The sequence below is a fragment of the Duganella violaceipulchra genome, from assembly GCF_019166075.1.
Taxonomy (GTDB): domain Bacteria; phylum Pseudomonadota; class Gammaproteobacteria; order Burkholderiales; family Burkholderiaceae_D; genus Rugamonas; species Rugamonas violaceipulchra.
Genome location: NZ_JAHTGR010000004.1, coordinates 455,352 through 480,607, shown reverse-complemented (window position 1 = coordinate 480,607; position 25,256 = coordinate 455,352). Strand labels below are relative to the sequence as shown.

Sequence of the window (25,256 nt, the reverse complement as noted above, 5' to 3'; positions counted from 1 at the left end):
AAAGAACAATGTTATATTGCTTTTCAGACCACAGTCGTCTGGGATGCACTTCGGTGATGACGACTGGCGGTTGATATTTCAGGGCTATAAATCTTTCCACAAGAAACCAAAATAGTAAGGATAGTTTTTTATGATCTTCCACTCCAAACAATACAAACTGACCGCCATGGTCGCAGCCCTGTTGGCCGCTGGCGCCGCCCAGGCTTCCTCCGGCCTGAGCGCCGACCTGGCCAAGCTGGAGCCGATGACCGGCAACACCTCGACGGTGAGCGACTGGCGCTTCACTGTGGGTCAGAGCTTCAACGGCGTCGCCGGCGCCCTGGACGGCGTCGCCCGTCTCAGCTTCACCAATGCTGCTGGCAACTGGGCTTGTTCCGGCTCGCTGCTGGCGGGCGGCCAATACGTGCTGACCGCGGCCCATTGCGCTGATAACTTCAGCAAGATGACCGTGCAGTTCGGCTGGCAGGGCGGTAGCGCTGCCGTGACCCGCAACGTTGCCGTCGGCAACGCCTATGTGAACAAGGCCTGGCACGGCGAGGAGGCTTCGCTCGATGCCGGTTCCGACATGGCCATCCTGAAGCTGGACACCGCCGTCACCGGCATCAAAGGCTATCACCTGAGCACGACCAACGACGTTGGCAAGGATTATCTGATGGCCGGTTACGGCACTACCCAGAAGGCCACCACGAATAACCCGACCAACTGGGGCGATGGCAATTATGGCCACTACGGCTACAACACCTTCGACGTCGACAGCAAGACCTTCAACGAAGCGTACGGCAAGTCGGTCGCCAACTGGGGCTACGACCCCGCCTTCTACGCACCGGGCACCACCTACATGAGCGACTTTGACAACGGCAGTGCCGGTCAAAACACGCTGGGCCGTATTGCCGACATCACCGGCAAGCATTGGAGCAGCGGTACCGGACGTGGCGCGAATGAAGCATTGATCGCCGGTGGCGATTCCGGCGGCGGCGACTTCGTCTGGAACGGCACGGAATGGCTGCTGTCTGGCGTGCATTCGTGGGGCTGGCAAGGCAAAAGCGCTTGCGGCCTCATCGGCCTGGCAGGCTGCGATGTCGCCGATCTGAACGGTTCCAGCTTCGGCGACCTGTCCGGCTCCACCGCGACCTACTCGCACATAGGCTGGATCAATTCGGTAACCGCCGTGCCTGAACCGGAAACCTACGCGATGATGTTGGCCGGCCTGGCGCTGGTCGGCGTGGCCCGCCGCCGCAAGCAGGCCTGATCGTCCCGGCGTTAAAAAGCCCCGTCTGCACCGGGCGCGCTCAACGGCGCGCTCAGGCAGGCGGGGCTTTTTCCATGGGCCGCCGGTGTTACTTCAGGTACTTGGCCAGCCAGCCGTGCACCTCGCTGTAGAAGTAGCGGCTGTTTTCGCCCTTTAAGATCCAGTGGTTCTCGTCCGGGAACACCAGCAGCTTGGCCGGCACGTTCAGGCGGTGCTGGGTGGCGTAATTCATCAGCGCGTTGTTGGCCGGCACCCGGTAGTCCAGCTCGCCCACCGAAATGAGGATGGGCGTGGTGAAGCCCGTGCCCTTGTCGTGGTTCCCCGCCTGCATCACCGGGCTCTGCTCGCGCCACACCGCCTTGTCGCCCCATACCGGGCCACCGCTGTTGACTTCGCGGCCGTGGATGCTGTCGCTGCTGCCCCACTGCATCACCAGGTCCATCTCGCCCGCGTGCGAGACGAAGGCCTTGTAGCGCGTGGTGGTCGCCTGCAGCCAGTTGGCCAGGTGGCCGCCGTAGCTGGCGCCGCCGGCCGCCAGCCTGCTGCCGTCGACATAGCCGTACTTCCTGACCGCCTCGTCGACCGCCTCGTTGACCTCGTCGCCCGGACCCTTGAGCGGATCGCCCTGGATCGCGCGCGCGAATTCCTCGCCGTAGCCGGTCGAGCCCTTGTAGTCGGTCAGCAGCACCACATAGCCGGGCTGCGCCAGCAGGTGGTAGTTCCAGCGGATCACGAACTGGTCGCGCCACATATTGGCCGCGCCGCCGTGGATCACCGCGAACAGCGGATATTTTTTGGCCGGATCGAAATTGGCCGGCTTGACGATCATGTTGTGGATCATGCGGCCGTCCTTGGCCTTGAACCAGAAATGCTCGGGCGCCTGCCAGTCGATGCCGGCCGCGCGCTCGGTGTTGAACGCGGTCAGGCGCTTGGGCGCGCCGTTGCCGAAGGCGTACACCTCGGGCGGGTTGATCGACGATTCCCATACGCCCACCACGGCCTTGCCGCCGGCCGCCAGCGCCCCGATGCTGCCGGTAGTCGGCGAGGCCTCGTCGCGCAGGTCGCCGCCGGCGTAGTTGATCGAATGCAGCTGCTCCAGGCCCGCGTGCTCGTAGCTGAACACGATGCGGTTGGCGCCGGCCGGCAGCACGAAGCGCGAGATCGAGCGATCCAGCGTGGCCGTCAACACTGTCGGCGTCGGATTGCTCAGCGGCCAGGCGAAGCTGGCCAGGCGGCTCACGTCGTAGACCTTGCCTTCTTCCTCGGCCTCGGTCAGCGTGAACAGCGTCTTGCCGTCGGCGCTGAATTTCAGGCCGTGGTAGCTGTGCTTGTCCTGGGTCAGTTGCCGCGGCTCGCCGCCGGCCATCGCCACGCTGAAGACCTGCGTATAGCCGGAGGCGCGCGCCGCTTCGTCGCGGTTGGTCGAGGCCGAGAACACCACCGCCTTGCCGTCCGGCGACCAGATCGCGTCCAGCGACTGGCCCTCGTCGCCCTGGCCGCCGCCAAAGCCCGGCAGCGCCGCCAGCTTGCTGCCGGCCAGCAGGTCGCGCGGCTTGGCGCCGACCTCGGCGTCCATCACGAACAGGCGCACTTTTTTATCGTCGAGCCACTTGTCGAAGAAGCGCGGCGGGAAGGTCTCGTAGGCGCGCGCCGTGTACTTGCGGTCCTTGCGTTCCTTGGCGCTTTGCTTGACGTCGGCCTCGCTGGTGTTGCCGGGGTAGATGTCGCTGACGAACAGCAGCTGCCTGCCGTCCGGGCTGACCTTAGGCTGGCGCGCGCCCAGGGTCAGCGTGGTCAGGCGCTGCGCCTCGCCGCCGGCCGCCACGTCGATGCGGTACAGCTGGGCCGCTTCGTCGCCGTCGCGCTTGGCCACGAACACCAGCTGCCTGCCGTCCGGCGACCAGACCGCGCCGCTCTCGCCACCCTTGCTGAAGGTCAGGCGGCGCGCCGGGGTGTCGTCGGTGAGCGACTTGATCCACAGGTCCGAACATTGCTCCTTGCCGTCGTAGGCCGGATCGGTGACCGAGAACACGGCCCACTTGCCGTCCGGGCTGGGCAACGGCGCGCCGACCCGCTTCATCAGCCACACGTCTTCGTGGGTGATGGCGTGCCTGGCGGCGACGGTGTCGGCGGCCGGGGCTGCATATGCGGCGCCGCCGGCCAGGCTGGCCGAAATCAATATGGCAAAAATGGAAAGTCGCGGTATAGTCATGACGAGGTCGCTGTAATGTCGGTGAAGCGACGATAGTGACCAAATCTCCCATTGCTGTCAATCAAGTACCCATCCAACCCGTGGAGTAGCCATCTATGCAGACCATCACCAAGATCCATAAAGTCGCCGCCTTCACCGCAGGCGCACTGGGCGGTAATCCGGCCGGCGTCATGATCCGTTCGGCGCTGCCGGAAGAGGCCGCCATGCAGCGCATCGCCGCCGAGATGGGGTACTCGGAAACCGTGTTTGCCGCGCCCACCGGCGACGGCTGGCGGGTGCGCTATTTCTCGCCGGATGGCGAAGTGCCGTTCTGCGGCCACGCCACCATCGCGCTGGGCGCGGTGCTGGCGCAGCAGAACGGCGACGGCATCTTCCCGCTGACCACCAACCACGCCCGCGTCACCGTCGAAGCGCAGAGCAAGGGCGGGCAGGGCAGCGCTGCGCTGCAATCGCCGGCCACCGCCAGCGCGCCGGCCCCGGCCGCGCTGGTGACGGCCGCGCTGGCGCTGTTCGGCTACCGCCTGGCCGACCTGGACGACCGCATCCCGCCGGCCATCGCCAACGGCGGCGCCAACCATCTGGTGCTGGCGCTGGCCAGCCGCGAACAGCTGCGGGCGATGCGCTACCAGCTGGCCGACGGCCGCAGCCTGATGCGCGCGCACGGCCTGGCGACGATCTCGCTGGTGCACGCGGAAACCTTGCAGCGCTTCCACGCGCGCAATCCGTTTGCGTCCGGCGGCGTGTACGAGGACCCGGCCACCGGCGCCGCGGCGGCCGCGCTGGGCGGCTATCTGCGCGACCTCGACTGGCCGCATGGCGGCGCCATCGACATCGTCCAGGGCGAGGACATGGGCGCGCCCTGCCATCTGCGGGTGGAGATTTCCGGCCAGGCCGGCAGTTCGATCCGCGTCTCCGGTAACGCCCGCATGCTGGGCGACTAGTGGACAGCGCACCCGATTCAGCGTCGGCGCCCAGGCCTCCCAGCGCGGCGTGTCGAACCATCTGCTGAGGGTGTCGGCGAACTTGACAATGACAGCCGCGCCGGCCACCCGGCGCGCGCTAATGATCTGATTCCAAAGGACGAGCAGAGCACGGCACGATAGTTGCGTCACACCGCCGCGTGTCCGCCTGGCGCGGACTGGTGTTTCCACGCATGGGAAAGGATATCGTATGCGCATTGCTCCCTCTCTGTTGCTGGCCTCGCTGCTGCTGGCAATCAGCCTCCCCGGCAAGGCCTTCTGTCCCAAGAATGGCTTTGTCTGTTTCATCACGTCCAAGTCGGCCGGCAGCCTGACCCACCAGGACATCACCCAACGCGGCATCGAAGCGCTCGACAAGCGCTACTTCGCCGTGCCCAAGCTGACGGCGTCGATGCAGAAGGCGCTGGACCAGATCATCGAGGCCGACGCCAAGGTCGATGACGACCAGACCAGCTCGGCCAAGCACTTCGACGGCGAGAACGCGGCCGGCGCCCAGCTGCGGCTGGCCACGCTCAAGCAGAACGTGCTCGACGCGCTGCGCAGCGATCCGATCAACGCCACCGGCGCGCGCGACAACCTCGGTAGCGCGCTGCACACCATCCAGGACTTCTACTCGCACAGCAACTGGGTCGAGCAGGGCAACAGTGGCGCCCATCCCGGCGTCGGCCGCCCCGGCCCGCTGGCCTTCGCCGGCCCCGCCACGCCGACCTGCGCCGGCTTCACCGACACCGGCCTGTTCTGCGCCAATTCGTCCAACCTGACCGGCAGCCTGCTCACCAGCGGCTACTACGGCGGCGAGGACCGGGTCAAGCCGGGCGCCTTCAAATGCAGCCACGGCGGCCCGCTCGACAAGAGCTCGCCATCGAGCGACCTGCTCGGCTACTTCCGCGAAGGCATCAACAAGGACACGCTGTACTGCGACATCTCGCCGCACAGCGGCTTCCACAACACGGCGGCGGCGGCCGCCATCGCCGGCACCCAGCAGTTCGTCGAAGACATCAAGGCCGAGATCACGCCGGCCCAGCTGAAGGCGCTGCTGGGCGCCGGCCCCACGCTGGCCTTCGCCATCGACACCACCGGCAGCATGGGCGGCATCATCGCCGGCGTGCGCGCCTCGGCCACCAGCATCGTCGACGCCCGCCTCGGCACCGACGAGGAACCGCTGCAATACGTGCTGGCGCCGTTCAACGACCCGTTCACCGGCCCCACCATCGCCACCAACGACGCCGGCCTGTTCAAGGGCGCCATCAGCGGCCTGGGCGCCTCGGGCGGCGGCGACTGCCCCGAGCTGGCCATGACCGGCATGTACAACGGCCTGTCGCTGGCCGACCCCGGCGGCGACCTGTTCATGTACACCGACGCCACCGCCAAGGACGCCGGCCTGGCCGGCGCCGTCATCAGCCTGGCCAAGAGCAAGGACATCAAGATCTATCCGGTGCTGTTCGGCAGCTGCTCGCCGCTGACGCCGGGCTTCCTGCAGGCGGCGGCCGAGACCGGCGGCCAGGTGTTCTTCCTGTTCGGCAGCGAAGCCGCCAACGTCACCCAGCTGGCCGACCTGGTGGTGCGCAACAACGTGGTGCAAGTGCTGTCGCTGGTCGACACCTACCCCAGCGCCAAGAGCTACACGGTGCCGGTCGACAGCAGCATGAGCCGGCTGACGGTGTCGGTCAGCGGCACCGCGCAGGGCGTGCAGCCGCAGGTGACGCTGACGCGGCCGGACGGCGTGGTGGTCACCGCCGCCAACGCCACCAAGTACCTGAGCCTGTCGAGCGGCGTCATCATCTCGATCGACAGCCCGCCGCGCGGCGCCTGGACGCTGTCCATCAACGGCTCGTCCAGCCAGACCTATGTCAACGTCAACGGCGTGGCCGACCTGGCCTTCAACTCCTTCCGTCTGAACCGCTTCGGCGCGCAGCCGCCGCACCAGGGCTTGCTGGCGATCGACGGCGAACCGGGGCCGGGGCAGGCGCTGTATGCGGTGGCCTCGCTGACCGGCATCGCCAGCGCGCCGCAATTCCAGCTGCGCCGCAAGAACTTCGAGCTGCTGTCGCCGCTGGCGCTGGAGCAGGACCAGACCGATGGCGGCAAGTTCTTCGGCGCGCTGACCATCCCGAATGTAGCCTTCGTCGCCTACGCCAGCGGCAGCGACAGTTCCGGCTTCCCCTATCAGCGCCTGGTCAGCGTGGTGGTGCAGCCGCAGACGGTGTCGGTGACGCCGCCGTCGCGGCAAGACCTGCGGCCCGGCGTGAGCACCACGCTGATGTACCAGGTGCGTAACGACGGCCCGGCCGGCACCTTCGGCATCAGCGCCACCGACGACCAGCGCTACATCGCCTCGGTTTCGCCCACCACGCTGACCCTGGCGACCGGCGAGAGCGCCAGCGTGGCCGTCACGCTGATGCCGCCGGCCGGCGCGCGCATCGGCAGTTCCGACAGCATCACGGTCTCGGCGCAAAGCACCAGCGTCGCCACCGTCCACAACAGCGCGTCGTTGACGGTGTTCGTCACCGGCGCCGCGCAGGTGCCGGGGCGGCCCGACTTTACCGCCGCCATCGTCGGTCAGGAAAACGTGGCGCCCGGCGTCATCGGGCTCGATGTGCGGCTCACCAACATCGGCGTCGGCACCGCGCGCGACATGAGCTTGTCCTCGCTGTCGCTGCGCACTCTGGCCGGCACCGGCACCGTCACGCTCAACACCGCCTTGTCGCCGGCGCTGCCGATGGTGACGCCGAACGTCGACGTCGGCAGCTTCTTCACCGTGCGCCTGACCTTCAACGTGCCGGCCACCGTGCAGCGCTTCAGCGTGATTGAAAACGGCAGCGTCACCGACCTGGGCGGCGTGATCTACGCCTACTCGCAGGCCCAATCCGTCATCCCGAAATAAACCGGAGGAACCGTTATGAAACCCCGATACCTGTGCGCGTTGGCCGCGCTGTTGTGGAATATGTTGTTGTGCTCTTGGTTGTGGGCGCCCGTCGCGCAGGCGGCGCCCGTGGTGTTCACCTTCTCCACCCTGCCGGCCGGCGGCGCGCTGAGCGGCCATCCCGGCGATACGGTGGGATGGGGCTACCAGCTGGTCAACACCGACCCGCTGAACTGGTTCGTGCCGACCCAGCTCAATGCGTCCTCGTTCAGCCTCGGCATACCGGACGCCAGCTACTTCGATTTCCCGACGCTGGCGCCTGGCGCCAGCGCCACCGTGGCCTTCGATGCGCTGGCGCACACCGGCTTGTACGGCTTGCAGATCTTCTCGTTCGCCTTGCCGGGCATGAGCGACAGCGGCAGCTTCGGCCTGTCCGGCGAATGGTGGAACGGCGATCCGCTGACCGGCGGCGTGTTCCTGCAAGTGTCGGATGCGCAGCTGGCGCCGCTCTCGGTCACGCTGGCGGTGACGGCCGTGCCCTTGCCGGGCAGCCTGTGCTTGCTGGCGCTGGGCCTGCCCTTATTGTGGCTGGTCCAGCGCCGCCGCCAGGAAGGCGCGCAGTTCGGCCGCGCTCTGGGCTGACGGCGCGGCGGGCCGCACATCCTGGTAGGCGCCGGGACCGGTGCGGCCCAGCAGCTTGAAGGACTTGCCGGCGTAGACGGTGGGCCGCAGCTGCAGCAAGGCCAGTTGCGACTGGCCACCGCCCGCCGCCCGCAGGTGCACGATGAACTGGCAGGCGTACTGGCGGCCCTCGGCGTTCCAGTAGTAATCGACATCGGGCGTGATCAGCAGGTCGTGGCGGCGCTGTTCCGCCGGCAGCTGCAGCCACGCCGTCAGCGCCGGGCTGGCCGGCGGCAAGGCCAGGTCGGCGTCGGGCGGGAACAGCGGCGCGCCGAAGGGCAGGGCCATGCGGTAGCGCCGGTGTTCCTCGCGCTGCGCGGGCAGGCGCCGCAGCGCTTGCAGGATCGCTTGCTGCGCCTGCTGCGGCGCCATGCGCACCGTCAGCTCGCCGTCCTGCGCGCGCGCCGCCGTCGTCGACAGCAGCAAGGCCAGCATGGCCAGGACACCGGGCTTCATGCTAGTCCCACTTGCGCATCAGCCGTTCCAGCTCGCCGTTTTTTTCGAGTTGGAACAGGGCGCGCTCGAGTCGCTCGTTGATGAAGGCGGCGAGTTTTTTGCTGGTCACGAAATACAGTTTGGCGCTGTACATCACTTGTGGCAGGATGCGCACCTTGTCGGCGGTGCCGGTGCGCGCCAGCAGCCGTTGCAGGCCGGGGCCGCGGTGGAAGAACAGGCGTCCGCGTCCGGCGATCAGTTTTTGCAGGTTCAGTTGCGGATTGGTGGAATTGGCGTCGACCTCGATGCCGCCCATTTCGGCCAGCACCTCGCCGGCCGCGAAGCCGCGGTTGATCAACACGACGTTGTCGGGCGCCAGGCGGCGCACATCGTCCCACTGCGTGATGTTGACCGTGTCCTGGACGCGCACCAGGAAGTGGTAATCGATGCTGTACAGCGCCGGCCCGAGGAAATGAAAACGCTGCTCGCGTTCGGCGGTGCGCTGCATGGCGCACTGCACGTCGAGCTGGCCGGTTTCCATTTCCGAGTAGGCGCGTATCAGCGGCTTCCAGTGCTGGTCGCCGACGAATTGCAGCGTCGGTTCGATCTGTTCGACGGCGCGCAGGATGTCGACGCACAAGCCGACCACGTGGCCCTTGCCGTCGGCGATGAACTTGGGTTCCGTGCCTTCCTGCGCGGCGGTGCGCAGCACGATGGCATGCGCGGGCAGGCTGGCCGACAGCATAAGCGCGCAGCACGTTGCACTGAGCAGCCGGCCCCACCTGCTTTGCTGTCCTGCCATCGGTCTCTCTCCATCTCGCATTGAGCGCTGTTTGATGACAAGCTTACACCAGTATCGGCCTGGCGTCTCATGGGCATGGGCGGACAAATTGCCGGCCGCCGCGCAGCGCGCCGGCGATCACTTCCATGCCTGCCTGGTGCTCGCCCTGCACGAAGCCGCATTTGTTCAGGACGCGGGCCGAGGCGGCGTTGCCGTCGGCGACGTAGGCCAGCAAGCAGCGCAGCCGCCATCGCTGCTCGGCCAGCGCGATCAGGTGGCGCAGCGCCTGCGTGGCCAGGCCCTTGCCGGTCTGGTCGCTGGCGATGCGATAGCCGGCTTCCGCGCTGGCAGCCTGGCGGTCGATGTCCTTCAGGTTGGCGCGGCCGACGATGCGGCCTTGCCCGTCCAGGATGACGCACGGATGCCAGCTGCCGTTGGCGTAGCCATCCAGGTATTGTGCGATATGCCGCCGCACGCCTTGTTGCGTATAGAACTCCGGCGGGCGCGGGGCGATGTGCTGCTCGAACCAGGCCCGGTTTTTCCGCTCGAATTGCAGCAGCGGCGCGGCGTCTTCACGCAGCAGGGTTCTGATGAGGATGTCGTTCATGGCGTCTCCAAAAAATCTTCCGAGCAGGCGACCAGGGCCGCGCAGCCCAGCGTGGCCATGCCAGCCGCCGTCAAGGCCGGCACGATGCCGTAGTGCGCGGCCAGCAGCCCCCACGCCGCGCTGCCGGCGGTCTGGCCGGCGGCGATCGCCAGGATGTGCACCGACAGCGTCCTGGCGCGCACCGCATCGGGAAAGGCCCGCTGCGCCGCGCCATTGAGTGTGGTGACGATGGCCGACCACGCCACGCCGCCGATCACCACCAGCAGCAGGCGTTGCGGCTGCGAGGCGGCCAGGCCGATGGTCGCCAGCATGACGCCGTACACCGCCAGGCCGCCGGCCAGCACCATGCGCCTGGCCGCATGGCGGCGCACGGTCGGCAGCACGACGGCGGCCAGCACCGCGCCGGCGCCCAGCGCGCCCATCAGCGATCCGTAGGTGCCGGCCTCGGGATGCAGCAGTGGCAGCAGCGCCGCGAACGCCGCCGAGACAAAGAAGATGCCCATCCCGTGCAGCAGCAGCGATCGATAGCGCGGCGAGGCACAGCTGATGCGCAGCGCGCTGCCCATGCTGTGGCGGGGCGCGCGCGCTGTCGCGCGCGGCCGTTCGGCCGACCGCCATTGCCGGTAGCTCCACAGCAGGGCGCTGAAGGACAGCGCGTTGAACCAATACAGCGGAGCGGCTCCCGCCAGCTGGAACAGCACGGCGCCCAGCGCGGGGCCGGCCAGCGCCGCCAGGTTGTAGCTCAGATTGTTCAGCGTGGCGGCCGCCTCCACTTCCTGCAGCGGCAGCAGCGAGGACATCGAGGCCTGCCAGGCCGGCATCGTGAACGCCAGGCCGGCGCCCATGGCAAAGGTCAGCAGCAGCAAGGCCGGCACCGGCTGGCTGTCGGCGCAGGACAGCAGCGCCATCGCGACGGCGGCCAGCGCCATCACGGCGTTGGTGCGGAACAGCAGCGTGGGCCGGTGCAGCGTATCGGCCAGCGCGCCGGCGGGCAAGGCGAACAGCAGCATCGGCGCCCAGGTCGCGGTCTGCACCAGCGCCGTCAGTTGCGGCGAATGCGACAGCGAGGCGATCTGCCACGCCGCGGCGAACGCTTGCATCCGGCTGCCCAGGTTGGACAGCAGATTGGCCAGCCACAGCTGGCGGAAACGCGCATGGCGCAAGGGCTGGAAAATGGCGGCGGCGTAGGGAGGCGATTGCATGGCTGAAGTCTAGAAGCGCGTCGCCGGGCCGGTCAATCTTGATTCCTGCAATCGACATTACAATAAGCGCATGAACCAAGACCTGTCCGCATCCGAGGCGGCGCGCATCCTCGGCGTCAGCCTCGCCACCTTGTACTCCTACGTCAGCCGCGGCATGCTGACGCCCAGCGGCGCGCAGGCCGGGCGCCGCAAACGCTATCCGCACGACGAGGTGCTGCGGCTGGCGGCGCGCAAGGCCGACGGCAAGCGGGGAGGGCACAAGGTCGTCGCCGCGATGAACTGGGGCACGCCGGTGCTGGAGACGCGCATCTCGCGCATCGCCGACGGCCGGCTGTACTATCGCGGCCACGACGTGTTGACACTGGCCGCCGACGCCACGCTGGAGCAGGTGGCCTGCCTGTTGTGGGACGACGGCGGCGCCGACTACTTCGCCGCAGCCGCCGATGCCGCACACGCGCCGTTTTCCGCAGGCGTAGTCGCGGCCATCGGCAGCGTGCGGTCCATGCCGCCGCTGGAAGCTGCAATGTGCATGCTGCCGGTATGCGCGCAGTCGCTCTCCGCGCGCAGCGACTTCGCCGCCGGCGCCGCCTCGATGCGCATGCTGGCGGCCTTGCTGCTGAACCGCGCACCGTCTGTGCAGCGGCTGCATTTGCAGGTGGCGCAGGCCTGGCAGGCCGACGCCGCGCAGGCCGACTGGATACGCGCGGCGCTGGTGCTGTTGGCGGATCACGAGTTGAATGCGTCCACCTTCACCGTGCGCTGCGTCGCCTCGACCGGCGCCAGCCAGGCGGCCGCGCTCAGCGCCGGCCTGGCCGCCTTGTCCGGCCCTCAACATGGCGGCGGCAGCACGCTGATCCGCGCCATGCTGGAGGCGGCGCTGGCATCGGATAGTCTGGAGCATGGTATCGCCGCCTGGTTCGACGGCCGCGATCCCAGCCTGTTCGGCTTCTCGCATCCGCTGTACCCGCACGGCGATCCGCGCGGGGCGTATCTGCTGGCCCGCATGGCGCAATGGCCGCGAGCCAGTGCCGTGCTGGCGATCGGCGACCGCATCGCCGCCAGGCTGGGCATGCCGGCCAACGCCGACTTCGCGCTGGCGGCCATGAGCGTGGTGTGCGGCTGGCCGGCGGCAGCCGGTGAAATCCTGTTCGCGCTGGCCCGTTCGGCCGGCTGGATCGCGCAAGCGGCGGAGCAGATCGCCGGCGGCGGCATGATCCGCCCCCGCGCGCGCTATGTCGGCAGATATCAGGTGGAATAAGAACGGCACGCCCAAACCATGAGGGTATGCAATTCTCCCGGCTTGGTATATCGTCTTGCTATCATCCACGGCATAGGGGGCGGCATGCTGTTTCGCCATGCAACGCAGTTGCGAGCGCGACCGGGCAAATGGTCGCTCTTGGCCATTCTGCTTGCCATCGCTTGCTCCGGCGCGTTGGGTGGCACGGTGCCCGCGCAAGAATTGATATTGCAGGAAGTGCATGTCGGCATGGGCCTGCCCAAACCACCGTACATCATGGAATCGGGTGCGGCGGGGCTCGATTACGACATCGCCAGGCAGGCGCTGGCAGCCGGCGGCTACAAGCTGGTCGGCCATAGTTTGCCGCAGACGCGAGCGCTGGCGATGCTGCGCGCCGGACGGCTCGACGGCATGCTGTCGACGACCGAAGGAATCGGTGGCCGGGACTACTTTACTGACACCTACATCGTCTACCAAAACGTCGCGACCACGCTCACCAGCCGCGACTTGAAACTTCGGAAAATTGAGGATCTGTCCAAGTATTCGGTGGCTGCTTTCCAGAATGCCAGCATGGTGCTAGGCGAGCGTTTTGGCTTGGTCGTGAGCGGGCATGCCGACTATAGGGAATTGCCGTCGCAGATCACCCAAAACAAGCTGCTCTTTATGGGAAGGGTCGATGTGGTGGTGGGGGATCGCTTGATTTTCAACTACTTCAGCGACAAGCTCGAACCGCAGATCGATGCCACGCAGGCGGTGACCTATCACTGGATTTTTCCGGAAAGTCCGCGCAAGGCGGTATTTCGCGATGCGCGCGTGCGCGACGCCTTCAATGCCGGCCTGAAGATTATCCGCGGCAATGGCGCGTATGACTCGATCGTGAAGCAATACGTTGGCGCGGCGCGGCCCTGATGCAGAGCGCCAGCGGACGGACCCTGGAAACAAAAAAAGCAATTACGATCACTCGTAACTGCTTCATTTTGCCACTGCGAATTCGGTGGTAGGCCGTGCGGGATTCGAACCTGCGACCAACGGATTAAAAGTCCGCTGCTCTACCAGCTGAGCTAACGACCCCCGAAAGAGGCCGTATTATATACAGCCTGCCGCGAACTGCAAAGGGTTTTGTGAAAACAATTTATTCCCTTCTTACTTCATCCCCAAGGCCGCCGTCACCTTCAGCACTTCGTCGGCGGTGGTCACGCCTTCCTGCACCTTCATGGCGCCGGCGATGCGCAGCGGCTTCATGCCGTCGGCCACGCTCTGGCGGCGCAGCGCCTGGATGTCGGTCTGCTCGCGCACCATGTCGCTGAAGCTCTCGGTCACCGTCAGCAGCTCGTAGATGCCGGTGCGGCCGCGATAGCCGGTCTGCCGGCATTCGGGGCAGCCCACCGCGCGGTACACGGTGGTCGGCTTGGGCAAGTCCCAGGCGCCGCCTATGCTGTGCCAGATGTCGTCGCTCAGCTCGCCGTCGTCCCGCTTGCATTCGTTGCACAGCGTGCGCACCAGGCGCTGCGCCATGATGCCGATCAGCGTCGCCTCCAGCAGGTAGTAGGGCACGCCCAGTTCCAGCAGGCGCATCACGGCCGACGGCGCGTCGTTGGTGTGCAGGGTCGACAGCACCAGGTGGCCGGTCAACGCGGCCTGGATCGCCATTTCGGCGGTGGCCAGGTCGCGGATCTCGCCGACCATGATGATGTCCGGGTCCTGCCGCATCAGCGCGCGCACGCCGTCGGCGAAGGACAAGTCGATGCCCGGCTGCACCTGCATCTGGTTGAAGGCCGGCTCCACCATCTCGATCGGGTCTTCCACCGTGCAGACGTTGACCTCCGACGTCGCCAGCGCCTTGAGCGTGGTGTACAGCGTCGTGGTCTTGCCCGAGCCGGTCGGCCCCGTCACCAGGATGATGCCGTGCGGGCGCGCGGTCAGCTCGTCCCAACGCTGCGCGTCGTCGGCCGGGAAGCCCAGTTCCGGCAGGGTCTTGACCACCACGTCGGGATCGAAGATGCGCATCACCAGTTTTTCGCCGAAGGCGGTCGGCAAGGTCGACAGGCGCAGTTCGATTTCCTGGCCGCCGGCGGTGCGGGTCTTGATGCGGCCGTCCTGCGGGCGGCGCTTCTCGATCACGTCCATGCGCCCCAGCAGCTTGATGCGCGCGGTCATGGCGATCATCACCACCGCCGGCACCTGGTACACCTGGTGCAGCACGCCGTCGATGCGGAAGCGGATCGTCGCCATGTCGCGCTTGGGTTCCAGGTGGATGTCGGAGGCGCGCTGCTCGAACGCGTACTGCCACAGCCAGTCGACGATGTTGATCACATGCTGGTCGTTGGCGTCGACCTGCTTGTTGGTCTTGCCCATCTCGACCAATTGCTCGAAATTGTTGCGCAGCGCCAGGTCGTTGCTGTTGTTCTTGTTGGCCTTCTTGATCGACTTGGCCAGGCTGAAGAATTGCGTGGTGTATTGCGCGATGTCGAGCGGGTTGGCGATCACGCGGCGTATCGTGCGGCGCGAGATCTTGGCGATCTCCGCTTCCCACTCGACCGCGTAGGGATCGGCGGTGGCCACGACCAGCGTGTCGCCGTTCAGTTCCAGCGGCAGGATGTTGAAGCGCGCGGCGTAGCTGGCCGACATCACGTCGGCCACGCGGGTGAAGTCGATCTTCAACGGATCGATGCGGGTGAAGGCCAGACCGGTGCGCGCGGCCAGCCATTCGCACAGCGCGTCGAGCGTCAGCAGCTTGTGCGGCGGCAGCGCCGACAGCAGCTTGCCATGCGCCACCGCGCACAGCGGATGCATGGGGCCGATCGCGTTCTTCAGGATGCCCTGGCTGTGCGCGTACAGTTCCTTGACTTCGGCCTTGCGTATCATGCCGTCGGCCAGCAGCCAGGTGTAGATCTGCTGCAGATCGAGCGGCGCCGGCTTGGCTGCGGGACTGGCGCTAGGTGCGGACGTTGCGGACGTTGCGGACATCGTGCCACTTTCAAAAATCGGCGGCGGAACGGCCCGCTGCCGCATTGGCCCTGTTTATTTTGCTGCGATGCCCTTGACCCAGGTCTTGGCCGGCAGCTTGGTGTCGGCGCTGATCTGCGCGGCGCGCGCGGCCAGCGCCTCCAGGTCGATCGCGCGCTTGCGCTTGAAGGCGATCGCCACCACGTTACCATCATGTACCTGCGGCAGGCAAATGACTTGCTCGAACGCGAACTTGATGGCCTTGATGTTGCGCGCGTAGCTGGGATGGTCGCCGAACAGGTTGACCGTCATGATGCCGTCGTCGGTCAGGCAGGCGTTGCAGGACTGGTAGAACTCGGCGCTGTCGAGCACCGGGCCGCGCGCGGTGGCGTCGTACAGGTCGACCTGCAGCACGTCCAGTGTGCCGGCGTTGTCTTCCTGGTTGACGTAGTCGAGGGCGTCCATTTCCACCACGCGCAGGCGCTCGTCGTTCTCGGGCAGCTTGAACATCGAGGCGCAGATGGCGATCACCGACGGGTTCAGCTCGACGGCCGTGACGGCGGCCTCGGGGAAGGTGGTGTAGCAGTATTTGGTCAGCGTGGCCGTGCCCAGGCCCAGCTGGGCGATCCGCGCCGGTTTTTCCAGCCACAGCATCCAGGCCATCATCTGCTGCGCGTATTCCAGTTCCGGCCAGTTCGGCTTGCGCAGGCGCATCGCACCCTGCACCCACTCGGTGCCGAAATGCAGGTAGCGCACGCCATCCTGCTCCGACAGCGTCACCGGCGCGTATTTGGGCTTGCGGGCTGCGGGCGACGCGGGGCGGGAGGATTCTACTTGTTCGATGGATTTTCGTTTGATCAGCATAGGATGGGGGCAAAAGCGGCGGCGACAGGGATGAACCGGCATTATCCCGCGATGCCTTGCAGCAAAGCAAGCCTGAAAACAACACTGCCGGTCATCGGACCGGCAGTGCTGGGGAGGGGGATACAGATCGGCGGAAGATTAACGCTGCATCGGTTCCACGACCACGCGCAGGCGCACGCGCTCGCCCGGATCGTAGGACATCACGCTGGTGTAGTTGCGGCCGCGATAGTCGTAGGTGACTTCATAGCCGGACGTGCGCGATTCCCAGTGGTCGACGGTGCGGCACTGCTTCACTTGCTGTTCCTGCACGCCGCCGCTGGACGGGGTGTTGGCGTTGTCGATGCGGTCGCCGGCGACGGCGCCGGCGATGGCGCCGGCCGCGGTGGCGACCGAGCGGCCGGTGCCGCCGCCGACCTGGTTACCGGCCAGGCCGCCGATCAGGCCGCCGATGATGGCGCCGCCCACGCCGCGCGATGGCGCCGGCTGCTGGACCTGCACATACTCGGTGCGGCATTCCTGGCGCGGACGGTTGATTTGCTCCACTTGCGGGGTCACACGAACCACACGGCCGAAATCTTCAAAATCGGCAGCTTGAGCTTGAGCGGCGAAAGGCAGGGCGCCTACGCACAGTACGGATGCGATCAATTTGGCTTGCAAGTTCATTTGGTACCTCGTTTCAGTTTGGATGTCTTATCAGGGATTCTGATATTGCATGGTTTGTATGGTAATCCCGTATGCAGGCCGCAACCAGTGCTAAACAGGTATCTGTGGCAACAAATTGTAACAGTGGTCACGAAACGGCGTCGTCCGGCCAAAAGTGGGAAATGTGCCGATTTGACCCCTAAAACACTTACAAAATGTTCTGTTTTTAACAAATATTGCGTGGGTCATCACATTCGTATTGATCTGGGAGGAACAACACGTTACCCTAATATGCGTATGGGATTCGAGAAACATATTGAATCAGCCACGGTGAACGCAGACCAGTTTGCCGTGTAAAGTGGACAGGTGCTCAAATTATTTACTCTTTAATTCACAAAATAGGCACGCTCGACAGTAAAGTGGACACACCGTACATACCAGGTCAAATTGAGGGAAACATGAGTTTGCTAATGACCGTGCCGCCCAACCTCGTGCAATCGATCCGCGCCTTCCGCGTGGTCGAACTGCAAGAAGAAGCGGCCCGCCTCGGACACCACTTCCTGTACGCGCATTGCATCGCCGGCGCGACCAAGCAGCAAGTCCTGGGCATCATTGCGGAATCGTTTCAGTTCCCCAAGGGTATAGGCAAGAATTTCGATGGTTTGCGGACAACATTAACCGAAACCATGGCCAGCGCCGGCACCCAGCAGGGTTTCCTGGTGGTGCTGGAGCAATTGCCCAATACCCAGAAATTTGACAAGGAAGCACGGGAAACCCTGCTCGATGTCTTCCGCGACGCTGCCGATTACTGGGCCGACAAAAAAGTCCCGTTCCGGGTATTTTACTCCTTCGAGTAAGCCGGAGCCGTCTCCCGCGCCAGCGTGGGGGCGGGTGTTCTGCGCCCCGGTGTGCCCTGCTGCATTGCAACAAATCTTGTTCAGTTGTAGTCCCGACTGCCTGAACAAGGTACAATGTCGGCCTATGAAAAACATCGTCATCCTGATTTCCGGTCGCGGCAGCAACATGGAAGCGGTCGTCCGCGCGGCGCAAGCCGAGCGCTGGCCCGCCCGTATTGCCGCCGTCATCAGCAACCGCGCCGACGCCTCCGGGCTGGTATTCGCTGCTGAACATGGAATCCCGACGGCTATTGTTGCCAATAAAGACTATGCCAGCCGCGCCGAATTCGACGCGGCCCTGCAGACCGTGATCGACGGCTTCCAGCCCGATCTGGTGGTGCTGGCAGGTTTCATGCGGATTTTGACGGAGCAGTTTGTCGCGCATTACGCCGGCCGCATGCTCAACATCCATCCATCGCTGCTGCCGCTGTTCCCCGGCCTGGCGACACACGCGCAGGCGCTGGCCGCCGGCGTGGCAGAGCATGGGGCGACGGTGCATTTCGTGACGGCCGAACTCGATCACGGGCCGATGGTGGCGCAAGCCGCCGTGCCCGTGTTGCCCGACGATACGGTTGAAACCCTGTCCGCCCGCGTGCTGGAACAGGAGCATGTCATCTACCCGCGTGCGATACGCTGGTTTGTAGAAGGCAAGTTGACGATAGCGCAGGGCGCGGTCCACGTGGACCACACAAAGTAAAACTAACCAAGGAATTCCATGAGATTGCCACCAGCGATACTCGCCAACGCCGAAGAAGTGTTGCGCGAGATTTTGCGCTTTGCCGCGCCGGCCGACACCACCCTGTCGCGCTATTTCAAAGACCACCATCGCCTGGGCGGCCGCGAGCGCGGCGCCATCGCCGAGTGCATCTACAACGTGCTGCGCAACAAATCGTTTTACACCGATTTCTCCGAAGCGGGCGGCGGCGCCACCATGCGTCGTTTGACCCTGCTGGGCATGGCGGACGCGGTTGGCGTTGAATCGCTGGGCGGCCTGACCGAGGACGAAGTGTCCTGGGTCGAGCGCATCCTGCTGATCGACCGCAAGCTGATGCATAAGTCGAGCCGTTCGAACATGCCGAAGTGGCTGTTCGACAAGCTGGTCGAGCAGATGGGCGAAGAAGAAACGCTGGCGCTGGCCGACGGCATGAACTCGCCTGCGCCGCTGGACCTGCGCGTCAACGCCATCAAGGCGACCCGCGACGACGTGGCCGCCAAGCTGGCCGAAGCGCCGATCCGCAGCACGCCGACGCCGTTCGCGCCGCTGGGCCTGCGCGTGCTGCAAAAGCCTGCGCTGCAAAACCTGCCGCTGTTCAAGGACGGCCATATCGAAGTGCAGGACGAGGGCAGCCAGATCCTGTCGGCCATCGTCGGCGCCAAGCGCGGCGAGATGGTGGTGGACTTCTGCGCCGGCGCCGGCGGCAAGACGCTGGCACTGGGCGCGACCATGCGCAACACCGGCCGCCTGTACGCCTTCGACGTGTCCGAGAAGCGCCTGGCCAAGCTGAAGCCGCGCCTGGCGCGCAGCGGCCTGTCGAATGTGCATCCGGTGCAGATCGCGCACGAACGCGACGCCAAGATCAAGCGCCTGGCCGGCAAGATCGACCGCGTGCTGGTCGATGCGCCATGCTCGGGCCTGGGCACCCTGCGCCGCAACCCCGACGTCAAATGGCGCCAGCAGCCGAGCGCGATCGGCGAGCTGCAAGTCAAGCAGGCCGCCATCCTGGCCGGCGCCGCGCGCCTGTTGAAGGGCGGCGGCCGCCTGGTCTACGCCACCTGCAGCTTCCTGGACGACGAGAACGAATTCATCGCCAAGCAATTCCTGGAGACCCATCCGGACTTCGAGCTGGTGCCGATGAGCAAAGTGCTGGCTGAACAGCGCATCGAGCTGGAGATGGGCGACTATCTGAAGCTGCTGCCGCACAAGCACCAGACCGACGGCTTCTTCGCCGCCGTGTTCGAGCGCAAGCCGATGGTCAAGAAAGTCATCGTCAAGGATGAAGAGGAAGCCGCCGACGAATAAGCCGGAACCCCGCCGCAGTCGCGGGGTCGGACCCCATCCGGGGTCCGACCCCTGTATCGCCGTGCGGGGTGAAAGCCGGCGTTTACGATAATCTACGTATCCCAGCCAACTAGCCCTGCGCGCAATGACCCAGACACAACCCCTGCTCAACCTGATCGACGACCTGACCGGCGACCTGCAAGATCCCAGCCGACTGTGGCAACTCGCCGCCATCGTCGGTTCCGTGATCCTGGGCTGGGGCTTGGCGCGGCTGTTGAAGAAACGTTTCGGTCGCCAGGAAGTGCATGGCGGCGTGCTGGGCTTCGGGGTCGAGAGTTTCGGCCGCGTGATGGCGCCGCTGGCCGTGGTCTGCCTGCTGGCCTTGTCGCGCGTGGCGCTGACCAAGTACCATTTCCACGTCAACCTGATCAAGGTGGCCTTGCCCATCTTCGGTTCGCTGGTGGTGATCCGCTTCACCGTCTACCTGCTGCGCCGCGTGTTTGCGCGCCACGGTGAGATCAGCGCCACCATGCTGGCCTTCGAGAAAGTATTCCAGCTGCTGGTGTGGCTGGCTTTCGTGCTGTACATCACCGGCCTGTACCAAGAAGTGTTCGACTTCATGGACGGCACCATCCTGCCGCTGGGTAAATACAAGGTGTCGCTGGCCGATATTCTGCAGGCCACCGTCTCGGTGATCGTGCTGCTGATGCTGGCGATGTGGGCCGGCGCGGCGCTCGAAGAGCAACTGATGAAAGTGCAGGGCATGCATTCCAACCTGCGGGTGGTGGTGGCGCGCACGGCGCGCGCGCTGCTGATCCTGGTGGCTGTGCTGATGAGTTTGTCGCTGGTGGGCATCGACCTGACGGTGCTGTCGGTGTTCGGCGGCGCGCTGGGCGTCGGCCTGGGCTTGGGCTTGCAGAAGATCGCCAGCAACTACGTGTCCGGTTTCGTGATCCTGCTGGACCGCAGCCTGACCATCGGCGACATGATCACCGTGGATAAATACAGCGGCCGCGTGACGCAGATCAACACCCGTTACACCGTGCTGCAAGGGCTGGACGGCGTCGAGTCCATCGTGCCGAACGAGATGCTGGTGTCGGGCGCGGTGCAGAATTCCTCGCTGTCGAGCAGCATGTTGAATATCTCGACCAAGGTGTCGGTGGCGTATGACACCGATGTCGACATGGTGCTCAAGCTGCTGGAAGAGGCCGCCCTGACGGTGGAGCGCGTGCAGAAGGAAGACAAGCTGCCCTCGGCGCAGCTGCTGAGCTTTGGCGCGGACGGCCTGGATTTGCAGGTCAATTTCTGGATCAACGATCCGCAGAATGGCCGAGGTGGCGTGACCTCGGACGTCAATCGCGCGATCTGGCGCGCGCTGAAGGCCAACAATATCTCCGTGCCGTTCCCGCAGCGCGAAATGCGCATCCTCGGCCCCGTACCCGAGCAAATGGGCCCTCGGGAAAGCACGACCGTGCCACAGAAATCGACGGTGACTGAGGGAAATCCTTCCGCTAGTCACGTTTAAATCAGCGTACAATAACGTCCAAAAGTACGACTGACGGACTTCCTGCGCCTGCTAAAAACGCAATCTTGGCGGAACGACCGCACAGCGAGACACGCCCACTTTGGAGTAGCAATGATTTTTAGTTTAAATGCTGTACTGGATTTTTTGTCTAACGGCGTCACCCGACTTACCGCCTGGCAAGTATTCTTTTATACACTGGTGGTAACCCACATCACCATCGCCAGCGTCACCATCTACCTGCACCGCCACCAGGCGCACCGCGCGCTGGAGCTGCACGCCATCCCCAGTCACTTCTTCCGTTTCTGGCTGTGGCTGACGACCGGCCAGGTAACCAAGGAGTGGGCCTCGATCCACCGCAAGCACCACGCCAAGTGCGACACCGAGGAAGATCCGCACAGCCCGGTCACGCGCGGCATCAAGAAAGTATTCTGGGAAGGCGCCGAGCTGTATCGCGCTGAATCGAAGAACCTGGAAACCATGGAAAAGTATGGCCATGGCACGCCGGACGACTGGATTGAACGCAATCTGTACACCCGCTTCAGCTGGCAGGGTGTGGCTGCGCTGCTGGTGATTAATGTTGTCTTGTTCGGCGTCATCGGCATTACCGTGTGGGCCGTGCAGATGATGTGGATCCCGGTCACGGCGGCCGGCATCATCAACGGCATCGGCCATTACTGGGGCTACCGCAACTACGATTGCTCCGACGCAGCGACCAACATCATCCCGTTCGGCATCCTGATCGGCGGCGAAGAGTTGCACAACAACCACCACACCTTCGCCACCTCGGCCAAGCTGTCGTCGAAGTGGTATGAGTTCGACATCGGCTGGGGCTACATCCGCGGATTGGAAATGGTGGGCCTGGCCAAGGTCAAGAAACGCGCACCGGAGCCAAAGTTCGCCAAAGGCAAGATCGAAGCCGACTTCGACACGCTGCAATCGGTCATCGCCAACCGCTACGACGTGATGGCCAAGTACGCCAAATCGGTCAAGCACGCCTGGAAAGAAGAGCTGGAACACCTGAAGGACAAGGCCCAGCTGGAAGCGCGTTTCCTGAAATCGTCGCGCAAGCTGTTGCAGCGCGAGCCGGGCAAGCTGGAAGCGCCGCAGCAGCAACAGCTGGTTGAACTGTTCCAGCACAGCAAGGCGCTGGAAACCATGCACACCATGCGTGTGGAGCTGGGCGTGATCTGGGAGCGTTCGCACTTCACGCGCGACCAGTTGCTGCATAAGCTGCAAGACTGGTGCAACCGCGCGGAAGCGTCGGGCATCAAGTCGCTGCAGGACTTCTCGCTCCGCCTGCGCAGCTACGCATAAGAAAGTATTGATACAATTGAACGGCCCCGAAATTCGGGGCCGTTTTCATTTCAAGGACCCACATGACATTGCGAACCTACCTGGCGACCCTGGCGTTGGCCTTGCCGCTATGCGGCGCACACGCCGCTGACTGGACCGTGCGCTTCGATGGCGCCGGCCCGCTGAAGATCGGCATGCGCTTCGACGCCGTCAACAAAGTGCTGGGCGATCACATGGAGCGCACGCCGAAGGCGTTGCGCGGCTCGCCGAACTGCTTCCAGCTGGAGCCGGCGCGCCAGCCCGGACTGCTGCTGATGTTTGTCGATGACGTGTTGAAGCGGGTGGACGTGATGGAGGAGGGCATACTGTCCGAGCGCGGCATCGGCCTGGGCGACCCGGTGGAAAAAATACGCCAAGTGTACGGCGAAGCGGTGACCGCCACGCCGCAAGCCTACGACGACAGCGAGCAAACCCTGACGGTGAAAGCCGGCGGCGGCCAGTACGCGATCCGCTTCGACACCAGCAAGGGCAAGGTCGGCGCGATCTACGCCGGCGCCTGGAAGGAAGTCCAATATATCGAGGGTTGTTTGTAGGCATATTGATCCTGCTCTAGGTATCGCTTGGTGCTGTTTGCGTAGCATCGTATCCCGGGCTAGACTGAATCGATGGTCTGGCCTTGGGGTGTCAAATGAAAGAGTTTGATATCAACGATGTGCGAACAAACTTGTTTTTATCAGTAGACAATGCTGTTCGTGGAGAGCCGTTTCTTATTACACAGTCCGGCAGGGCGTTGGTGAAAGTCGAGGCTGTGCCTCCGGAGATTTTCGAGCCGTATCTCCACTTGGCGTTTATGGTTGGCCAATTCACAATTCCTGACGACTTTGATGCTCTTGATCCATAGATCGAAAAGCTTTTTTATGATGTGAAGTGAAGATCCTCCTGGATGAGCGTATTGTGCTCGGAAGTTTAGGTGGCAGTACGGAGGATCTTTGCGCAGAGCGTGTCTATTGCGCCAATGACGTTTTGAGAAAACTCATTTAGTGTGCGCGTCGACACGGACGCAACACATGGAGTGAGCGATGATAGGCAGATTGAAATAGATTGAAAGCGCGGATTTGAGTAACAACATTGGTTACAAAAGATGACATATCTGTTGCTCTAAGTCCATAAAAATGGTATATGATGATTGCATGCACTTAGAATTTTGCGGAAGTTGGCCGATCACGGAGGTGTGTAATGTTTCCCACTGACATCTTTGATGAGAAAAAAGCGTCTCAGGCCGCTGCATATTTTCTTTTCCGCTCGGGCGGTAAGATGGAGATGCCAGTATTGAAGCTGGTCAAGCTACTTTATTTGGCGGAGCGTCGCTCTTTCCAACTTTACAGTGAGCCAATGATTGGCGATCGCGTAGTGTCAATGCCGCATGGTCCGGTGTTATCCATAACATATAACCATATGAATGGTGATCTTGAGTCGGCCGATGGTGGTTGGACAACTTGGATGCGGAGTCGCGTTGGAAATGACATTGGCCTGCGAGAAGGTGTCCTGCGTTCACCTCAGGACGACCTACTTGAGTTGAGCGATGCGGACCTTGAAATTCTTGAGCAGACATGGGATGTTTTCGGTCCTATGGATCAGTTTGAAATCAGGGATTATACCCACGACCATTGTCCGGAATGGCGCGATCCCAATGGCTCAATGATTCCCATGACCTACGGTGACCTGTTCAATGCATTGGAGTTTTCGCAAGATCGTCAGAATGATAGCTTGGCTTTACTGGAGGAAAAGAATGGTATCGCACGTACATTCAAGCGGGCGTTTTCATAAATGCCTGCCGCAGGCGATGCAATCCTTATACCTTCTGGCGCCGTCAGGCACTTATTTATCGTTCTAAATGATCCTGCCTTACTGTCGGGTTATGGCGGTGTTCATCATTGCGTTCTAGTCAACATTAGTTCCATTCGCGCCAATATTCCCCACGATCCGACCTGTATACTACAACCTGGTGCACATCCGTTTGTTCAGCAGCCTAGCTATGTTTATTATAAAGATGTGAGGGTGGAGCGGGCACAGCATATTGATGCCTGCCTTGCAAATGGACATTTTGTTATGCGGCCCCCACCTATTGACTTAGCGATCATAGATGAAATTAAAGCAGGATTTCGTCATTCGAGGATGATCAAGCGAATATTCAAAAGTATATTTCCTTAAGCCCCGGAAGAATTCATCAGGCATAAATAAAAAAGCCGCTGAGCTGATGCTGAGCGGCTTTTTTGCGAGAAGCGAAGATCGAATTACTTGATCTTGGTTTCTTTGAACATGACGTGCTTGCGTGCTTTAGGATCGAACTTCATGATCTCCATTTTAGCAGGCGTGGTGCGCTTGTTCTTGGTAGTGGTGTAGAAGAAACCCGTACCTGCGGTCGATTCCAGTTTGATTTTGTCGCGGCCAGTTTTTGCCATGGTAGCTCCTAATTAGACTTTTTCGCCACGGGCGCGCATGTCGGCCAGTACGGCATCGATGCCGACTTTGTCGATTACGCGCAGACCAGCGTTGGACAGACGCAGGGAGACCCAGCGGTTTTCAGATTCAACAAAAATACGACGGTTCTGCAGGTTAGGCAGGAAACGACGTTTGGTTTTGTTGTTTGCGTGGGAAACATTGTTGCCGACCATCGGCTTCTTCCCAGTAACTTGGCAAACACGTGCCATAACGCACTCCTTAAAAGACATTCCACAATTGGAAAAACAAGAGTATATCCAAAAACCTCAGCTTTTTCAATGACTTGTGAAAAACAATTGTGTCTCGTGCATCTGAAAATATTTAACAATTGTGAATTCGCTC

24 protein-coding genes and 1 tRNA gene are annotated in these 25,256 nt (G+C 63.4%); 14 read left to right on the top strand and 11 right to left on the bottom strand.

The annotated features are described in order from the left end of the window. The first annotated feature begins 130 nt into the window (after positions 1-130). Positions 131-1,249: an FxDxF family PEP-CTERM protein gene (locus tag KVP70_RS10665; protein ID WP_217942122.1), complete on the top strand. Its 1,119-nt coding sequence runs from the start codon at positions 131-133 to the stop codon at positions 1,247-1,249. Positions 1,250-1,337: 88 nt separating this feature from the next. Here KVP70_RS10665 and KVP70_RS10660 read toward each other — a convergent pair whose 3' ends face one another. Continuing rightward, a complete protein-coding gene (locus tag KVP70_RS10660) occupies positions 1,338-3,461 on the bottom strand; it encodes a S9 family peptidase (protein WP_217942121.1) in 2,124 nt (707 codons plus the stop codon). A 95-nt stretch (positions 3,462-3,556) separates the two neighbouring features. On the opposite strand from KVP70_RS10660, the gene KVP70_RS10655 reads away from it, so the two are divergent. From KVP70_RS10655 to KVP70_RS10645, 3 genes are all read left to right on the top strand, one after another. Further along, positions 3,557-4,402, top strand: a complete 846-nt coding sequence (locus tag KVP70_RS10655; protein WP_217942120.1) for a PhzF family phenazine biosynthesis protein — start codon at positions 3,557-3,559, stop codon at positions 4,400-4,402. Between the two features lie 229 nt (positions 4,403-4,631). Beyond that, positions 4,632-7,325: a hypothetical protein gene (locus KVP70_RS10650; RefSeq protein ID WP_217942119.1), complete on the top strand. Its 2,694-nt coding sequence runs from the start codon at positions 4,632-4,634 to the stop codon at positions 7,323-7,325. A gap of 15 nt (positions 7,326-7,340) precedes the next feature. Continuing rightward, positions 7,341-7,946 (top strand): hypothetical protein, encoded by a 606-nt coding sequence (locus KVP70_RS10645; RefSeq protein WP_217942118.1) that lies wholly within the window; start codon positions 7,341-7,343, stop codon positions 7,944-7,946. Here KVP70_RS10645 and KVP70_RS10640 read toward each other — a convergent pair. From KVP70_RS10640 to KVP70_RS10625, 4 genes are all read right to left on the bottom strand, one after another. Continuing rightward, positions 7,884-8,441, bottom strand: coding sequence for a hypothetical protein (locus tag KVP70_RS10640; protein WP_229224724.1), 558 nt, complete (start codon positions 8,439-8,441; stop codon positions 7,884-7,886). The two genes, KVP70_RS10645 and KVP70_RS10640, sit on opposite strands and share 63 nt — an antisense overlap. A 1-nt stretch (position 8,442) precedes the next feature. Further along, the gene (locus KVP70_RS10635) at positions 8,443-9,222 is read right to left on the bottom strand and encodes a substrate-binding periplasmic protein (protein ID WP_217942117.1); all 780 of its coding nucleotides are present in this window, start codon (positions 9,220-9,222) and stop codon (positions 8,443-8,445) included. A gap of 67 nt (positions 9,223-9,289) precedes the next feature. Continuing rightward, positions 9,290-9,808: a GNAT family N-acetyltransferase gene (locus tag KVP70_RS10630; RefSeq protein WP_217942116.1), complete on the bottom strand. Its 519-nt coding sequence runs from the start codon at positions 9,806-9,808 to the stop codon at positions 9,290-9,292. Beyond that, positions 9,805-11,010: an MFS transporter gene (locus KVP70_RS10625; protein WP_217942115.1), complete on the bottom strand. Its 1,206-nt coding sequence runs from the start codon at positions 11,008-11,010 to the stop codon at positions 9,805-9,807. The genes KVP70_RS10630 and KVP70_RS10625 overlap by 4 nt, the downstream gene beginning before the upstream one ends. Positions 11,011-11,080: 70 nt before the next feature. Between KVP70_RS10625 and KVP70_RS10620 the strand changes: the two genes are divergently transcribed. Together KVP70_RS10620 and KVP70_RS10615 are read left to right on the top strand one after the other, a co-directional pair. Further along, positions 11,081-12,268 (top strand): citrate synthase family protein, encoded by a 1,188-nt coding sequence (locus KVP70_RS10620; protein ID WP_217942114.1) that lies wholly within the window; start codon positions 11,081-11,083, stop codon positions 12,266-12,268. Between the two features lie 84 nt (positions 12,269-12,352). Next, positions 12,353-13,156, top strand: a complete 804-nt coding sequence (locus KVP70_RS10615) for a substrate-binding periplasmic protein (protein WP_217942113.1) — start codon at positions 12,353-12,355, stop codon at positions 13,154-13,156. Between the two features lie 86 nt (positions 13,157-13,242). Here KVP70_RS10615 and KVP70_RS10610 read toward each other — a convergent pair. The 4 genes from KVP70_RS10610 to KVP70_RS10595 form a co-directional block, all read right to left on the bottom strand. Continuing rightward, positions 13,243-13,318 (bottom strand) — tRNA-Lys (locus KVP70_RS10610). A gap of 72 nt (positions 13,319-13,390) precedes the next feature. Then, complete coding sequence (tfpB, locus tag KVP70_RS10605) at positions 13,391-15,214, bottom strand: type IV pilus assembly ATPase TfpB (RefSeq protein ID WP_217942112.1); 1,824 nt, start codon at positions 15,212-15,214, stop codon at positions 13,391-13,393. 54 nt (positions 15,215-15,268) lie between these two features. Next, on the bottom strand, positions 15,269-16,057 hold the full coding sequence (locus KVP70_RS10600; RefSeq protein WP_217942111.1) for a spermine/spermidine synthase domain-containing protein: 789 nt from the start codon (positions 16,055-16,057) through the stop codon (positions 15,269-15,271). Between the two features lie 138 nt (positions 16,058-16,195). After that, positions 16,196-16,720: a glycine zipper 2TM domain-containing protein gene (locus KVP70_RS10595; RefSeq protein ID WP_217942110.1), complete on the bottom strand. Its 525-nt coding sequence runs from the start codon at positions 16,718-16,720 to the stop codon at positions 16,196-16,198. Between the two features lie 437 nt (positions 16,721-17,157). Between KVP70_RS10595 and KVP70_RS10590 the strand changes: the two genes are divergently transcribed. From KVP70_RS10590 to KVP70_RS10555, 8 genes are all read left to right on the top strand, one after another. Next, positions 17,158-17,556 carry a barstar family protein gene (locus KVP70_RS10590; RefSeq protein WP_217942109.1) on the top strand — a complete coding sequence of 133 codons (399 nt, stop codon included), beginning with the start codon at positions 17,158-17,160 and terminating at the stop codon, positions 17,554-17,556. Positions 17,557-17,680: 124 nt separating this feature from the next. Continuing rightward, the gene (gene purN / locus KVP70_RS10585; RefSeq protein ID WP_217942108.1) at positions 17,681-18,292 is read left to right on the top strand and encodes a phosphoribosylglycinamide formyltransferase; all 612 of its coding nucleotides are present in this window, start codon (positions 17,681-17,683) and stop codon (positions 18,290-18,292) included. 18 nt (positions 18,293-18,310) lie between these two features. Further along, the gene (locus tag KVP70_RS10580; protein WP_217942107.1) at positions 18,311-19,615 is read left to right on the top strand and encodes an RsmB/NOP family class I SAM-dependent RNA methyltransferase; all 1,305 of its coding nucleotides are present in this window, start codon (positions 18,311-18,313) and stop codon (positions 19,613-19,615) included. A gap of 124 nt (positions 19,616-19,739) precedes the next feature. Next, on the top strand, positions 19,740-21,119 hold the full coding sequence (locus KVP70_RS10575) for a mechanosensitive ion channel family protein (protein WP_217942106.1): 1,380 nt from the start codon (positions 19,740-19,742) through the stop codon (positions 21,117-21,119). A 111-nt stretch (positions 21,120-21,230) separates the two neighbouring features. Continuing rightward, entirely contained in the window at positions 21,231-22,433 is a 1,203-nt protein-coding gene (locus KVP70_RS10570; protein WP_217942105.1) for a DesA family fatty acid desaturase, read from the top strand. Between the two features lie 62 nt (positions 22,434-22,495). Beyond that, on the top strand, positions 22,496-23,005 hold the full coding sequence (locus tag KVP70_RS10565; protein ID WP_217942104.1) for a hypothetical protein: 510 nt from the start codon (positions 22,496-22,498) through the stop codon (positions 23,003-23,005). 95 nt (positions 23,006-23,100) lie between these two features. Beyond that, the gene (locus KVP70_RS10560; RefSeq protein ID WP_217942103.1) at positions 23,101-23,313 is read left to right on the top strand and encodes a type II toxin-antitoxin system Phd/YefM family antitoxin; all 213 of its coding nucleotides are present in this window, start codon (positions 23,101-23,103) and stop codon (positions 23,311-23,313) included. 335 nt (positions 23,314-23,648) lie between these two features. Continuing rightward, positions 23,649-24,239 carry a Panacea domain-containing protein gene (locus KVP70_RS10555; protein WP_217942102.1) on the top strand — a complete coding sequence of 197 codons (591 nt, stop codon included), beginning with the start codon at positions 23,649-23,651 and terminating at the stop codon, positions 24,237-24,239. Positions 24,240-24,706: 467 nt separating this feature from the next. On the opposite strand, the gene rpmG is transcribed toward KVP70_RS10555, so the two are convergent. Together rpmG and rpmB are read right to left on the bottom strand one after the other, a co-directional pair. Continuing rightward, the gene (gene rpmG, locus KVP70_RS10550; protein ID WP_008451489.1) at positions 24,707-24,874 is read right to left on the bottom strand and encodes a 50S ribosomal protein L33; all 168 of its coding nucleotides are present in this window, start codon (positions 24,872-24,874) and stop codon (positions 24,707-24,709) included. A 12-nt stretch (positions 24,875-24,886) separates the two neighbouring features. After that, positions 24,887-25,123 (bottom strand): 50S ribosomal protein L28, encoded by a 237-nt coding sequence (gene rpmB / locus KVP70_RS10545; RefSeq protein WP_008451488.1) that lies wholly within the window; start codon positions 25,121-25,123, stop codon positions 24,887-24,889. Positions 25,124-25,256 lie beyond the last annotated feature (133 nt).